The organism is Velocimicrobium porci (assembly GCF_009696045.1).
GTDB classification, from domain to species: Bacteria; Bacillota; Clostridia; order Lachnospirales; family Lachnospiraceae; genus Velocimicrobium; species Velocimicrobium porci.
In genome coordinates this window covers 1-13,523 of the sequence record NZ_VUMT01000039.1, presented here as the reverse complement: position 1 = coordinate 13,523, position 13,523 = coordinate 1, and the positions used below count along the sequence as shown (strand labels likewise).

The following is a 13,523-nucleotide window of genomic DNA, read 5'->3' as shown; positions in this document are numbered from 1 at the left end:
CGTCAGACATGATAATTATTTATGATAACATCTGATGAAGGAAGAACACCTTCTTCTGTTATCTGATTTATAGAAACTTGTTAATTAAGTAGTCTTAATTGACTACATCATTATTATACTAGGAGGTAGAAATGTTATTTAGCAGTTTACTATTTATTTTTCAGTTTATGCCGATATTTTTCCTAATATATTACATCATACCAGTACGATTTAGAAATGTATTTTTATTTGGTGCCAGCTTGTTTTTTTATGCATGGGGAGAGCCATATTTTCTACTATTGATTTTGTTGTCGATTCTTGTGAATTATGTGGCGGGCTTGTTGCTTGAAAAAAATAGCAATATAAAACAGAGAAAATTTATTTTAGTATTATCTCTTATATATAATTTGGGAATGCTTGGATTTTTTAAATATAGTAATTTTTTTGTAGAAAATCTTAATTATATATTGAAAAATACACTTTCTTGGAAAGAGGTTTTGTTACCACTAGGAATAAGTTTTTATACATTTCAAATTATGTCGTATACAATTGATGTGTATCGAAGGAAAGTTGAAGCAGAATCATCATTTGTAAATTTAGGAACATATCTTTGTATGTTTCCTCAATTGATAGCTGGTCCGATTGTTGTATATACACAGGTTTCAAAAGAGTTAAAGGAGCGGACATATTCACTTGAACAAATAGAAGAGGGATTGAAGGTATTTGTGCTTGGACTTGGGTCTAAGGTTTTACTTGCTAACAATATTGGGAATTTGTGGAATGACTTAGGCGAGTTAGGATATAGTAAAATTTCAATGCCACTTGCATGGCTTGGAGCCGTTTCATTTGCATTACAGATTTATTTTGACTTTCATGGTTATTCTCTTATGGCAATAGGACTTGGCAAGATGATGGGATTTGAGTTTCCAAAAAACTTTAACTATCCTTATATATCGAAATCAATGACAGAATTTTGGAGAAGATGGCATATTACTTTAGGAAGCTGGTTTCGAGAATATCTTTATATTCCACTTGGAGGAAACCGAAAGGGAAAAGGACGTTTGATTTTAAACTTACTTCTCGTATGGTCCGCAACAGGATTTTGGCATGGAGCGAGCTGGAATTTCTTGTTATGGGGAATTTTCTTTTTTGTTCTTCTTACAATCGAAAAGCTTTGGATGAAAGAATGGCTTAATGAACATAGAGTAATTTCAAGAATATATTTTTTAGTGGGAATATTAGTAAGCTGGATAATTTTTGCTGTTACTGATTTAAGAGAAATTGGTACTTATATTAGAAAAATGTTTTCTTTTACAATTCAATCGGACTGGATATACTATATTAGAAATTATGGATTGAGCTTAATGATTAGTATTTTGTTTGCAACGCCAGTCGTACGAACATGGTATCAAAAGACTAAAAATTTACCAGTAGATATTGTTATTATGACGGGGATATTTTTACTTTCAGTAGCATATTTAGTCGATGCGGCGTATAATCCGTTTTTGTATTTTCGCTTCTAATGGATAGTAAGCTTTAATTTTTTTAAAATTGGAGGATTATAATGAAAGGAATGTGTTCCAAAAGCATATGGAAAATGGAGATAACAATGAGGAAAATATTAAAATATCCTTTTATCGTTATAGTGGTCATGATAGTTGGAGTATTGTCAAGTATTCAACTGACAAAAGAGAGTACAAAATTTTCTGATTGGGAAAATCGTTATTTAGAACAAAAACCAAAATTCACAATGGAAAGCTATTTGGATTCTTCGTTTGGCAAAGCTTACGAAACCTATGTAAATGAGCAGTTTCCAATGAGAAAACAGTGGATTCAGGTAAAAGCTGTTACAGAACAGATTTTAGGAAAAGTTGAAAATAATGATATTATAAAGGGACAAGATGGGTATTTGTTTTCAAAACAGTTATTTGTTTCGGAACAGCTTGAAAAAAATATAAGAAAAATTGAACAATTTGCAAATCGGAGTCAAAGGAAGATTTATGTCGGCGTGATACCGAATTCTTATAGTATTTTAAGGGAAAAGTTACCAAAGGGGACGCCGAATATTAATCAGGATAGTTATATTCGCAATCTTAATAAAAGCTTTGGGGAAAATAAGTTTATACATGTAGTGCCAATACAAGAAATATTAGCTGTTCATAAGGAAGAACCTATTTATTATCGTACAGATCATCATTGGACAACATTAGGCGCTTTTTATGGATATCAGCAAGTCTGTGAAGAAATGAACATAAATTCCATTGATGAAAGTCAGTTGGAATCGTGTGAAATTAATGATTTTTATGGAACGTTAGATGCAAAGTATAAAGGAATTGATGTAAAACCAGATAAAATTATTTATTATCAAATTCCAATTCAATCAATGTCTGTAAATGGAAGATTAAAAGATTCTTTATATGATATGAAAAAAGCAAAAACAAGAGATAAATATGGAATGTTTTTATATGGAAATAATGGTCTGACAATTATCCGCTCTGGTTATCGCAAGGTGGAGAATAAGAAGAATAAAAAAAAGCTACTGATAGCGAAGGATTCTTTCTCTAATAGTTTGATTCCGTTTTTAACGTTTCAGTTTGATGAAATTTATGTAGTTGATTTGAGATATTTTCTTGGAAGTATTTCATCGCTTTTGAAAGAAAATGAAATTGATTCCATATTATTTTTATATAATTTCGATACATTAAGTACGGACAATCATTTTTATCGGTTAAAGTGATTCAATAAGTTATGAGTTGTAGGTGGTAAGATGAAAAGACGAAAAAAGTGTAAAAAATGGTATTTGTTTTCTATTACGATTTTTGTTTTAGGCATAAATATAATATGTTCAGCTTGTGGGAAAGAGCAGAATCAAAATTCTATAAAAAGTTTGGATAGTAATAAAGAAAAGGAATCAAGAGAAAATGGAGTTTTTTATGAGTTACAAACACCAAGTCCTGAAACTATAAGTATTCAAGAAGGTGTTAGAATAAACAAGCTAAGGAAGGCAAAAGAAAGGGAGTTAAAAGGGAAAAAAAAGAAAGAGTCGAAACATTCAAATATCCAAAATAAAGTACAACAAGAAAAGAAGCAGATAGATGAATCCTATTTTAACGATGCGGTATTCATCGGTGATTCTCGAACAGAAGGGTTTGGTCTGCAGTCCGGATTGAAAAATATTACTGTTTATACAGAAAAAGGATTGATGGTTGATACAATTTTTACGAATCAACCGGTTGTAATTGATGGTCAGAGAATGAGTATAATAGAGGCCTTGCAAAAACAATCATTTGGAAAAGTATATATTATGTTTGGGATAAATGAACTGGGCTGGGTATATGATGAGATTTTTATTAAAAAATACGAAAAGGTTATTGATGCAATCAAAGAATCGCAGCCGGATGCAGTCATATATATACAAAGTATCATTCATGTAAGTGGTGAAAAAGAAAAAAATAGCGATATGTCAAATGAAAAAATTAATCGAAGAAATAAGCTAATTGAAAAGATGGCGAAGGAAAGAAAAGTGGAATATATTGATTTAAATAAGGTGCTTACAGATAAAAATGGAAATTTGTATAAAGAGGCTTCAGTTGATGGAGTTCATTTAAATCGTACCTATTGTCAGATTTGGAAAAATTATTTATTAGAAAATACAAAAAAATAAAAAGGAGTATCGAATGATGAAGAAAAAGATGAAAAACAAAGTATGGATGTTTGGAGGAATTTTATCAATTTGTTTGATGGGAAGTTTAACAGGGTGTATAGAATCAACTAATCAGCAAATATCGGTAAAGGATTTAGCAAAGGAACTAAAAACAGAAATTAATTACCAAGATGAGCTTTCAAAATTAGATAAGGATGTCGCAATTGAGATGTACCAGTTAGATGGGATAGAAGTGGAGGATTGTATTGTTTATGTCAGTACAGGAGCAACGGCTGAAGAGATTGCAGTTATTTCGGCAAAGAACGGAACAGATGCTTCGAAAATAGAAGAGGCTTTTGAAAAAAGAGTGGAAGAGCAAAAAAATTCATTTAAAGATTATGTGCCAGAGGAGTTAAAAAAACTTGATGAAGCCGTGATTGAAGAAGAAGGAAATATAGTTGTTCTTAGTATTTCTGATGAAGATGAAAAGGCTGAAGCATTAATTAAGAATGCAGCTAAATAGTACAGTAAATATTTTAGTGCTGAAATAAGGGAACTGAGAAGTAAAAGTAAACAAAAAGAGAGAAAAAGGATTTATAATTTTCTCTCTTTTTTAATGTTTTTTTAGCGTTTTATCGATTTTATATTAGAATATCCGCCATAAATTGTTTTGTTATTTAATTTACGATAAGTTGCAAGTTTTATATAATAAGTTTTCCCTTTTTTTAATGATGCTGTTATATAGGAAGTTGTTTTATTTGAACTAATTGTTTTTAATGCTTTATAACCAGATGATTTTTTTGTTGAATAATAAATAACATAGCCGGTTGCGGAAGAAGTTTTACTCCATGTTAACTTTGTTTTAGCAGATGTACTTTTTACTACTGTTTTTAGAGTTGTGTTTTTCGGCTTAGTTGTCGCTTTTAGAGTAACTTTTTTTCCGTATATTTTTTTATTGTTGGCGGTTTTATATGGTGCAATCATAAATGTATAGGTTGTACCTGCTTTTAGTGTAGTACCTGATTCTCCATAGTTTTTCCTGACTGTATAAGAAGTAGTGCTTTTGGATAACGTTTTTATTGCTTTTCCATTTGGTCGATAAAGGGTATATCCATCTGCTTCCGGTACTTTTTTCCAAGAAAGCTCGATAGAGCTTGTTGAATCAGCTTTATAAGAAAAGGAAGCAACGGCTTTTGGTGCAGTAGCATCGGGACTTGTATTCGAAGCAGTGGAATCGGTTCCAGAGCTATTGTTTGGGTTACTATTAGAAGGACCTATATTGCTTTCATTTGTATCAGCTTGTACCGTTATAGTACAGGATGCTTTTTTTTGTGTTCCATCTTTAGATGTTGCAGTAATAATAGCATTACCTGGAGCTACAGCGGTAACTGTTCCATTTTTAACAGTTGCGACAGAAGAATCGGAAGAACTCCAGCTTACAGATTTATTATAAGCATTTTTAGGCGAAATGGATGGAGTAAGTGTTTTTGATTCTTTTGGAAGCAGGGAGATAGCGTTTGTATCTAATGTTACTTTAGAAACCTGTGCAACAGGTTCATTGCCAATAACAAAATTTAAATCAACATTACCATTAATTCCAGAAACCTTTCCAGTGCTTGTACATTGCCACATATTATAAAAACCTGTGTATTTACAAATAGCGTTATATTGGGCAACCCAACGATCCCAATTATTAAATACCGGGTCTGTAAGCCGATTGGTAAACCAGTCAGTGTTAGCGTAGATTGCTGCTTCGTAGCCAGCATTTTCTATCGTTTCACAAAATGCTGCTGCGATTTTTCCAAGTGTTGCTTTTGATAAATTTTGTAAAGATACATCTTCCAAATCATAATAAATCGGATATTGTAAATCGTATCCTTCGATTAAACGAAGTACATGCTTGGCTTCTCCAATTGCTTTTTCTACAGTTGTAGCATAAGAGTACAAATAAGTTCCAAATGGAATATTATATTTTGTACATGCATCGGCATTTGTTTTCCAATACTTGTCATCTTGACTCGTCAAGTCCTGACCATATCCACATCGGATAATCGCGTAATCTACATCCGTTTTACTTACCTTTTGCCAGTCAATTTCTCCCTGATGATGGCTGACGTCAATACCTTTTTGCGTAGCACCTTCAATTGGTTCTAAATTACTGTTTACAAAAGAACCATTGATTTTTGTCCAGGCATTGGACTGCGTAGAAGCCGATTTAAGAGAAAATACGGAAGGACTCTTGGTTGGTTCTCCGTTTTGATAACGAAAACTATTGGCATTATCTCCAGTTTCTGCTTCATTTGTGATGAAATCCTGTGTTGTTGCTGCCTTTGTATAATTAAAGGGAAGGGTTGATGGTGCTAATATTGAAAAACATATTGCACCTACTAGGCATTTTCTTATTATCGCTTGTAGCATATGTATTTATTACCTCCTGTTAATTGGTTTGTTTTTTAGAATAGATGAAGATTGTGACAGTTTTAAGTTGAAATTAGTTCAAAAATTAGGTAACTGGAAAAATCTATATTTGACCTGGCATCAATTTTTTTATATAATGAGTCGTAACTGTCCATTGACAGAATATCAAGAGAGAAAGAGGTAGAAGTATGAATAATATGCAAAAAGTGTGGGTTTGTGGTGCCAATGGAAGAGTTGGACAACAGATTGTAAAGCTATTAGAACCATCTTATGCAGAAGTTTTTTGCACAGATAAAGATTCTGTAGATATTACTGTGCCAGAAGCAGTTTCAGGGTTTGCTGAGTTAAATCGACCTCATTATATTATTAATTGTGCAGGTATGACAGATGTTACTGCATGTGAGAAAAACATAGAAGAAGCATTTAAGGTGAATGCACTTGGAGCTAGAAATTTAAGTGTCGCAGCCAGAAAAATTAATGCAAAGTTAGTTCAATTATCAACAGATGATGTGTTTGATGGTGAGCAACAGATTCCATATAATGAGTTTGATGTGGCAAGACCTCAAAGTATTTATGGAAAATCAAAGCTTGCAGGTGAAAATTTTGTAAAAGAGCTTTCACCAAAGCATATTATTGTTCGTAGCTCTTGGATTTATGGAACTGGGGATAATTATGTTAATATGATTTTAAAAGAAGCAAAAGAAGGGACAGAAATTAGAGCGGCGGTTGACCAGATTGCTTCGCCAACAAGTGCTTTGCGTCTGGCTGAAAAAATGCTTGAACTAATGGAACATGCACCGGATGGACTTTATCATGTAACAGGACAGGGTTATTGCAGTCGCTATGAATTTGCAAAAGAGATTCTTGAACTTGCAGGTTTAAAAGCAAAATTAACACCTGTTACAGGAAAACAGGATGAGCTTACGGTAATGCGCCCATCTTATTCCGTTTTAGATAATTTGATGCTTCGCATGTCTGAGATTGAATGTCTTCCTGATTGGAAGGAATCTTTAAAAGAGTATATTCAAATTCGCATGCAGAAAGAAAATAACTGACACGAAAGGAGAAATTGCGTATGGAGAGAAAAGAGAAGAAAAAACTTGGTTTAACATCAAAAATATTTATTTCCTTACTTTTAGGTGCGGTAGCGGGGGTACTGATGCACTATTATTTACCTGCGGGCACGTTAAAAGATACAGTTCTTATAAATGGTATATTTTATGTTGTGGGTAATGGATTTTTAAGATTGATGCAAATGTTAGTTGTGCCATTAGTATTTTGTTCCTTAATTTGTGGAAGTATGTCGATTGGGGATACAAAAAAGCTTGGAAAAGTTGGAATTAAAACAATGGTATTTTATCTTGCAACAACTGCGATTGCAATTAGTGTTGCGTTGTCGATTGGACAATTGATAAGTCCGGGAATTGGACTTGACATGTCTGCAATCCAAAAAGCAGATGTAACAATTGGGGAAAAAACAAGCTTTGCAGATACCTTGTTAAATATTATACCTACAAATCCTATAAAATCATTGGCGGATGGAGAAATGCTTCCAATCATCTTATTTGCTGTATTGATTGGTATTATTTTAGCCAAGCTCGGTGAAAATGCAGAAATTGTAGCAAACTTTTTTAGTCAGTTTAATGATGTTATGATGCAGATGACAATGATTGTAATGAAATTTGCCCCATATGGTGTATTTTGTCTGATTGCGAAAACATTTTCTACAGTTGGTTTTGATGGTATTGGTCCATTACTTAAATATATGGGAGCGGTTCTTTTAGCATTGGTTGTTCAGTGTGCTGGTGTTTATATGTTATTCTTATATGGATTTACCCGTTTAAATCCATTCCGGTTTTTGAAGAAATTTGCACCTGTTATGGGATTTGCATTTTCAACTGCAACATCAAATGCTACGATTCCAATGTCAATTGAAACATTGGCAACAAAGATGGGAGTTTCAAAAAGGATTTCTTCTTTTACAATCCCACTTGGAGCAACAATCAATATGGACGGAACTGCAATTATGCAGGGAGTGGCCGTTATTTTTGCAGCACAGGCCTATAATATTATGCTAACACCTGCAGACTATATAACAGTAATTGCAACAGCTACACTGGCATCTGTTGGTACAGCGGGAGTTCCGGGAGTTGGAATGATCACTTTATCAATGGTATTTGCAGCGGTCGGTCTTCCAATCGAAGCAATTTCTATGATTATCGGTATTGATAGAATTCTCGATATGAGCAGAACAGCGGTAAATATTACTGGAGATGCTGTTTGTACAACAATTGTTGCACATCAGGATGGTTCTTTAAATAAAGAAGTTTTCAATCGGAAATAAAGAAATTATTGATTGAAAGAGATTTGTCTGTAAAAAGAAAGTAACGCTCTATCACTGCACTTTAGTAATAGAGCGTCATAATCTATTTTATTGCATATAATCTAACGAACGAAACAGAACTTCAATCATATTGATTGCCAAAAGTTTTTCTTCTAGTGAGCGACCATCTGTTAATTGCAACCAGATTTCTAAATCCTCTTTTTCCTCCGTTGTCAGAGAAGGGGATAAGAGAGAGTCAACGGTCACATTTAAACGATTTGCAATGATTACAAGATTTTCTAGTGTTAAGCTTCGTTCGTTTCGTTCGATTTGTCCAATATAAGCAGTAGAGAGTTGCACTTCCTCTGCGAGTTTTTCTTGGGTCAAATGGTGTTTTATGCGTTCTTCGCGGATTCTTGATCCTAATATTTCATGGTTCATATAAGTGCCTCCTATTCTTATATAAACTTTATTAAATTGAGAGAAAAATAATAATATGCAGAGTGCAGTAAAACCATGCAAAAAGTTGAGAAATAAAAAATATTGTTTATAAATTGACAAACTCGAAGGAATGTGCTAAAATGACAATAATTGATATTTCTTTTACGAAGTAGTAAAAGAAAGGAACATGATACGTTGAAGTGTCTTGAGTCATGAGGATTCAGGACACTTTTTTTTCGTATAAGAAAGGAGAGGACTTATGGATTGTTTTAATGTAGGAACAAAGATAATGATTGGTGCCAAACGTTTTCCTGAAATTTTTGAAGGAATGAGTAGAGTATTTGTCGTGACAGACCGCTTTATGTTTGAAAGTGGTAAAGTGTCTTATGTAACAGACCGTTTGGAAAAGATGAATATTGAGCATCAGATTTTTTCAGATGTGAGTGCAGACCCGGATATTGACATGGTTACAAAAGGGGTTAGTGCAATTATTCAGTTTGAACCGCAAGCAGTTGTTGCCTTTGGAGGAGGTTCAGCAATTGATGCAGCGAAATCAATTGTTTTCTTTGGAAAAAAAGAGGGCAATATCAAACAGTGTAAATTCGTCGCAATTCCAACAACAAGTGGAACAGGGTCGGAGGTTAGTCGCTTTTCTGTTATTACAGACAGAGAAAAAGGAATTAAATATCCATTGGTAAACGATAGCCTTTTACCTGATGTCGCAATTTTAGATGCAGAACTTGTGAAAAGTGTACCGCCATCTGTTACAGCGGATACAGGAATTGACGTGCTTACGCATGCGATTGAAGCATTTGTGTGTACAGAAGCAAATGATTTTACAAATGCTGCAGCTGAAAAGGCAATTAAGTTAGTAAGAAGCTATTTACTTCGGGCATATCAAAACCCAGATGATATGGAAGCAAGACAGGGAATGCACAATGCATCTTGTCTGGCGGGAATTGCATTTAGTAATTCCGGATTAGGGTTAAATCATGGAATGGCACATGCTCTAGGTGGTAAATTTCATATTCCACATGGAAGGGCAAATGGAATTTTACTTCCATATGTAATGGCATATAATGCAGGATGCCACGACACATTAACACCTATAGCAAAAAAATATGCCCAGATTGCAAGACTATTACATATTGACAGCTCAAGCATTCGTCAGAGTGCATTTAATATGGTGCGGACGACAAAACAGTATATTGGAAAATTAAATCTTCCAAATACAATTGAAGCTGCGGGAGTTAAGCAGAGTGAGTTTGAGCAGGAACTTGATGCATTGGCAACAGCTGCATTGGCAGACAGCTGTACAGCAACCAATCCAAGAGAATGTACAAAAGAAGACATTATTACTGTCTACCGAAGAGCGTTTTATGGAAAGGTAATCTAGAAAAAATTTCGTGGTGAAAAAAATATTGTCGAATCTGTATAAAAATACAGGAGAAATGTTGACAAAAGTAGATGAATTTGATAAAATAACATTGTTGATTTGTGAAGAAGTATATAAAAACAAAATATGAGGTACGATGTAGTACTTTATATTGAGAGAGTGTGAACGATGAAGTTCCTTGGTGCTCCAAGGGACTTTTTTGGACTTTTTTGGACTTTTTTAAGAATCAACAGAGAAGGTGGTGAGTTTCGTGCTCGATATGGAAGGAAAAGAACGAATTATTCAGGAGTTCGTACCAGGTAAGCAGGTAACACTTGCTCATGTCATTGCTCATCCTGTAGGAGATTTGTATGGAAAAATGGGATTAGTTGATGCAAAGGGAGCAATCGGTATACTTACAATTACTCCAAGTGAAGGGGCAATTATAGCTGCTGATGTTGCCAGCAAGGCCGCTGATGTTACAATCGGATTTGTTGATCGATTTAGTGGTTCGGTGTTAATTACAGGAGATGTTGCAGCAGTTGAAGCAGCATTGAATGATGTCATGCAGCTATTATGTGACATGATGGGCTTTACAAAGACAGTAATTACAAAATCATAACAGAGGACAAACAGATGGAGAAACAAAAAAGAATTGTACTAATTGGTAAAACAAAGGCAGGTAAAACAACGCTTTGCCAATATATCAATAAAGAAGATCTTGTTTATCATAAGACTCAGACAGTACAGGTTATTAATGATAGCTTAATTGACACTCCGGGAGAATATTTGGAACGTGTCAAAATGAGAGGAGCATTAAATGTTATTTCGGTAGATGCGGATCTCATTTTATTTGTTCAGGATGCAACTGAGAAAGAAACCATGTTTCCACCAGCTTATGCTGGAAGCTTTGCAAAGCCGACAATTGGCGTTGTTACAAAATGCGATTTGGCTACAAAGGAACAGACGGAGCGGGCAGCTGGGTTTTTAAAGATGGCAGGAGCCAAAAAAGTATTTATTACAAGTAGTGTGAATGGTACAGGGTGTGAAGAACTTCTTGAGTATTTGGGCTTTTCAAAATGAATATGAAGAGGTAAGAAAATGGAGAACAACAAAATTCGAGTTGTCATTATAGACGATGAGCCGATTACCCGTATGGATTTACGGGAGATTATGGAGGGCGAAGGGTATCAGGTGTTAGGCGAAGCAGCTGACGGATTTGATGCCATCGAACTTTGCAAAGAACATTTACCTGATTTAGTGCTGATGGATATTTGTATGCCATTGTTAGATGGTTTGTCTGCAGCAAAAGTAATTTATGAAGAGCGATTAGCAGATACCATAGTTTTGTTGACCGCATATAGTGAAAGAGAATATATAGATGGCGCAAAAGAATGTGGTATCAGTGGATATCTTGTTAAACCAATTGATGAGAAGTCATTAGTACCTAGTATTGAATTGGCAGTGGCAAGAAGCAGAGAAATGAACCGGCTTCGAAAAGAAAGTGAAAAAGTAGCGAAGCGTCTGGAAAATCGGATTTTGATTGAGCGGGCAAAAGGATATCTTATGACCTGTAATCATATGAGTGAACCGGAAGCTTATGAGCATATTCGAACTATTAGTCAGAAAAAAAGTCTTTCCATGCGGAGGGTTGCTGAGATTATTCTTACAAAGGTAGGCGATTAAGCATGGAAGATATGGTGGAACAATTATGTGAGAAATATACTAATTTGTCAAAGGAAGAAATCGGCACTATCCGGATGATGGCAAATATGCTGCAACCGTTATCTAATTTAGAAGATGCAGATATATTTATTGATTGTCCATTGGGAGACGGAGATGCAATTGTTGTTGCAGAAGCAAAACCGTCAGGAGTTCCTTCTTCTTACCAGAATAGTGTTGTGGGCATGCTTGCCAAGCAGGAGAATGAACCGGCTGTTGCGAGAACATTTAAGCTTGGCATACCAACGAAACAGATGAAAGCATTGACACAGGAGAGTATGAGTGTAATTCAATCTGTAGAACCGATAAAAAATGGCTCGAAAGTAATTGGAGTTTTAATACGGGAAAAACGGTTGGATGATCAATATGCTACCAGTGAGAAGCTTCATCTTTCAAAAAGCCGATTTGAAACGGTTGCCCATGCCTTGACTCATATGGTAGACGAAGAGAACTGGTTGACAGAATGTATTGAAGAAGCATTGCTCTTAGTCAATCAAGAAGGTTACGTTGTATTTCGCAATACGATTGCAAAAGAGTTATACCAGGACGTAGGATATTGTGAAGATGTTCTTGGGCAAAAGTATGATAATATATGTCTGACCGAATTGGATCAGATAAAAAAAGATGGAAATAATTCCTTCATCGAAACGAAAGTTGGAAAATATACATTAAGTATAAGACATATTCATCTAAAAAAAGAAGAGATTGCATTTGCAGTTATTATAAGGGATATTACGTGGATGAAGGAACAGGAAAAAGAATTGATTCTAAAGTCGGTGGCAATTAAAGAAATGCACCACCGGGTGAAGAATAATTTGCAGACAATTGCTTCTTTGATTCGTTTACAGATAAGACGAAGTGAAAGCGAAGAAACAAAAAAAGTATTAGAGGAAACAATGAATCGTATTTTGGCAATTGCAGCAACTCATCAGCTTTTAGCACAGAGCGGAGTAGATGAGGTAAGCATTGGTGAAGTTATTACTAACATTAAAAATAATACGGTTCGGTATTTTGCAAAGCCTCATTTTGATATTACTGTGACTTTGCAGGGAGATGATTTTTTAGTTGATTCTGATGTAGCAACTTCAGTTGCGTTAGTTATCAATGAATTGCTTCAAAATTCTTTAAAATATGCTTTTGAAGAAAAGGAAAAGGGAAGCATTTGGATTACCGTAAAAAAAGGTCCATTGTATTCTAAAATTGAAGTAATCGATAATGGTTGTGGTTTTGATATTGAAAACCGCAAGAAAGATCGACTAGGTCTTAATATTGTTAAAACTTTAGTAAAAGATAAGCTCCACGGAAGCTTAGAACTAAAGTCAGATACGACTGGCACGAAAGCAATATTTGATTTTTTAACTTGACAATTTAGTCTTTTATGCAAAGAAGCATAAAAGAAGAAAACCAGACGTTGTAGTCCGGATTGCAGAACCAACCGTAGTGGTCTGCGTCCGGATTTTTTTGCTTTATAGGAAACTTCGTCCTATTTTAAAGATAAAGTCCAGCTAATAAATGTCAATAGAAAAATGAAAAAATTTTGATTTTATTATCTGACTAAAAAAGGGCGCACTTACCCCTTGGTGAAAATATCATTTTGTAAAAGATATTGTTTCGCTAAAGTT

13 protein-coding genes are annotated in these 13,523 nt (G+C 34.5%); 11 read left to right on the top strand and 2 right to left on the bottom strand.

What is annotated here, in order from left to right:
* Positions 1 to 131: 131 nt before the first annotated feature.
* The 4 genes from FYJ58_RS13995 (at position 132) to FYJ58_RS13980 (ending at position 4,145) form a co-directional block, all read left to right on the top strand.
* Positions 132 to 1,502: an MBOAT family O-acyltransferase gene (locus FYJ58_RS13995; protein ID WP_154520301.1), complete on the top strand. Its 1,371-nt coding sequence runs from the start codon at positions 132 to 134 to the stop codon at positions 1,500 to 1,502.
* An 86-nt stretch (positions 1,503 to 1,588) separates the two neighbouring features.
* Positions 1,589 to 2,716, top strand: a complete 1,128-nt coding sequence (locus FYJ58_RS13990) for a DHHW family protein (RefSeq protein ID WP_205839276.1) — start codon at positions 1,589 to 1,591, stop codon at positions 2,714 to 2,716.
* A gap of 30 nt (positions 2,717 to 2,746) precedes the next feature.
* On the top strand, positions 2,747 to 3,643 hold the full coding sequence (locus tag FYJ58_RS13985) for a GDSL-type esterase/lipase family protein (RefSeq protein WP_154520299.1): 897 nt from the start codon (positions 2,747 to 2,749) through the stop codon (positions 3,641 to 3,643).
* Positions 3,644 to 3,656: 13 nt separating this feature from the next.
* Positions 3,657 to 4,145, top strand: coding sequence for a DUF4358 domain-containing protein (locus FYJ58_RS13980; RefSeq protein ID WP_154520298.1), 489 nt, complete (start codon positions 3,657 to 3,659; stop codon positions 4,143 to 4,145).
* A 101-nt stretch (positions 4,146 to 4,246) separates the two neighbouring features.
* Here the strand turns inward: FYJ58_RS13980 and FYJ58_RS13975 are convergent, their stop codons facing one another.
* Positions 4,247 to 6,040 (bottom strand): GH25 family lysozyme, encoded by a 1,794-nt coding sequence (locus tag FYJ58_RS13975; protein WP_154520297.1) that lies wholly within the window; start codon positions 6,038 to 6,040, stop codon positions 4,247 to 4,249.
* Between the two features lie 197 nt (positions 6,041 to 6,237).
* Here FYJ58_RS13975 and rfbD point away from each other — a divergent pair, with 197 nt between their 5' ends.
* Complete coding sequence (gene rfbD, locus FYJ58_RS13970) at positions 6,238 to 7,095, top strand: dTDP-4-dehydrorhamnose reductase (RefSeq protein ID WP_154520303.1); 858 nt, start codon at positions 6,238 to 6,240, stop codon at positions 7,093 to 7,095.
* A 20-nt stretch (positions 7,096 to 7,115) separates the two neighbouring features.
* Entirely contained in the window at positions 7,116 to 8,384 is a 1,269-nt protein-coding gene (locus tag FYJ58_RS13965) for a dicarboxylate/amino acid:cation symporter (protein WP_154520296.1), read from the top strand.
* Between the two features lie 87 nt (positions 8,385 to 8,471).
* On the opposite strand, the gene FYJ58_RS13960 is transcribed toward FYJ58_RS13965, so the two are convergent.
* Positions 8,472 to 8,804, bottom strand: a complete 333-nt coding sequence (locus FYJ58_RS13960) for a helix-turn-helix domain-containing protein (protein WP_154520295.1) — start codon at positions 8,802 to 8,804, stop codon at positions 8,472 to 8,474.
* Between the two features lie 259 nt (positions 8,805 to 9,063).
* Here FYJ58_RS13960 and FYJ58_RS13955 point away from each other — a divergent pair, with 259 nt between their 5' ends.
* The 5 genes from FYJ58_RS13955 to FYJ58_RS13935 all read left to right on the top strand — a co-directional run bounded on the left by FYJ58_RS13955 (position 9,064) and on the right by FYJ58_RS13935 (position 13,265).
* Positions 9,064 to 10,200 (top strand): 1-propanol dehydrogenase PduQ, encoded by a 1,137-nt coding sequence (locus tag FYJ58_RS13955; RefSeq protein ID WP_154520294.1) that lies wholly within the window; start codon positions 9,064 to 9,066, stop codon positions 10,198 to 10,200.
* Between the two features lie 259 nt (positions 10,201 to 10,459).
* Positions 10,460 to 10,801: an ethanolamine utilization microcompartment protein EutS gene (gene eutS / locus FYJ58_RS13950; RefSeq protein ID WP_154520302.1), complete on the top strand. Its 342-nt coding sequence runs from the start codon at positions 10,460 to 10,462 to the stop codon at positions 10,799 to 10,801.
* Between the two features lie 14 nt (positions 10,802 to 10,815).
* The gene (locus FYJ58_RS13945; RefSeq protein WP_154520293.1) at positions 10,816 to 11,262 is read left to right on the top strand and encodes a EutP/PduV family microcompartment system protein; all 447 of its coding nucleotides are present in this window, start codon (positions 10,816 to 10,818) and stop codon (positions 11,260 to 11,262) included.
* Between the two features lie 18 nt (positions 11,263 to 11,280).
* Positions 11,281 to 11,865: an ANTAR domain-containing response regulator gene (locus FYJ58_RS13940; protein WP_154520292.1), complete on the top strand. Its 585-nt coding sequence runs from the start codon at positions 11,281 to 11,283 to the stop codon at positions 11,863 to 11,865.
* A 2-nt stretch (positions 11,866 to 11,867) separates the two neighbouring features.
* A complete protein-coding gene (locus tag FYJ58_RS13935) occupies positions 11,868 to 13,265 on the top strand; it encodes a sensor histidine kinase (RefSeq protein ID WP_154520291.1) in 1,398 nt (465 codons plus the stop codon).
* The last annotated feature ends 258 nt before the right edge of the window (positions 13,266 to 13,523 follow it).

Bases quoted from the DNA above. Each gene is read 5' to 3' on its own strand.
- FYJ58_RS13935 (WP_154520291.1), top strand. From the start codon at position 11,868: ATGGAAGATATGGTGGAACAATTATGTGAGAAATATACTAATTTGTCA.
- FYJ58_RS13985 (WP_154520299.1), top strand. From the start codon at position 2,747: ATGAAAAGACGAAAAAAGTGTAAAAAATGGTATTTGTTTTCTATTACG.
- FYJ58_RS13965 (WP_154520296.1), top strand. From the start codon at position 7,116: ATGGAGAGAAAAGAGAAGAAAAAACTTGGTTTAACATCAAAAATATTT.
- FYJ58_RS13995 (WP_154520301.1), top strand. From the start codon at position 132: ATGTTATTTAGCAGTTTACTATTTATTTTTCAGTTTATGCCGATATTT.
- FYJ58_RS13980 (WP_154520298.1), top strand. From the start codon at position 3,657: ATGATGAAGAAAAAGATGAAAAACAAAGTATGGATGTTTGGAGGAATT.
- FYJ58_RS13960 (WP_154520295.1), bottom strand. From the start codon at position 8,804: ATGAACCATGAAATATTAGGATCAAGAATCCGCGAAGAACGCATAAAA.
- FYJ58_RS13955 (WP_154520294.1), top strand. From the start codon at position 9,064: ATGGATTGTTTTAATGTAGGAACAAAGATAATGATTGGTGCCAAACGT.
- FYJ58_RS13945 (WP_154520293.1), top strand. From the start codon at position 10,816: ATGGAGAAACAAAAAAGAATTGTACTAATTGGTAAAACAAAGGCAGGT.
- FYJ58_RS13990 (WP_205839276.1), top strand. From the start codon at position 1,589: ATGAGGAAAATATTAAAATATCCTTTTATCGTTATAGTGGTCATGATA.
- FYJ58_RS13975 (WP_154520297.1), bottom strand. From the start codon at position 6,040: ATGCTACAAGCGATAATAAGAAAATGCCTAGTAGGTGCAATATGTTTT.
- eutS (WP_154520302.1), top strand. From the start codon at position 10,460: ATGGAAGGAAAAGAACGAATTATTCAGGAGTTCGTACCAGGTAAGCAG.
- FYJ58_RS13940 (WP_154520292.1), top strand. From the start codon at position 11,281: ATGGAGAACAACAAAATTCGAGTTGTCATTATAGACGATGAGCCGATT.
- rfbD (WP_154520303.1), top strand. From the start codon at position 6,238: ATGCAAAAAGTGTGGGTTTGTGGTGCCAATGGAAGAGTTGGACAACAG.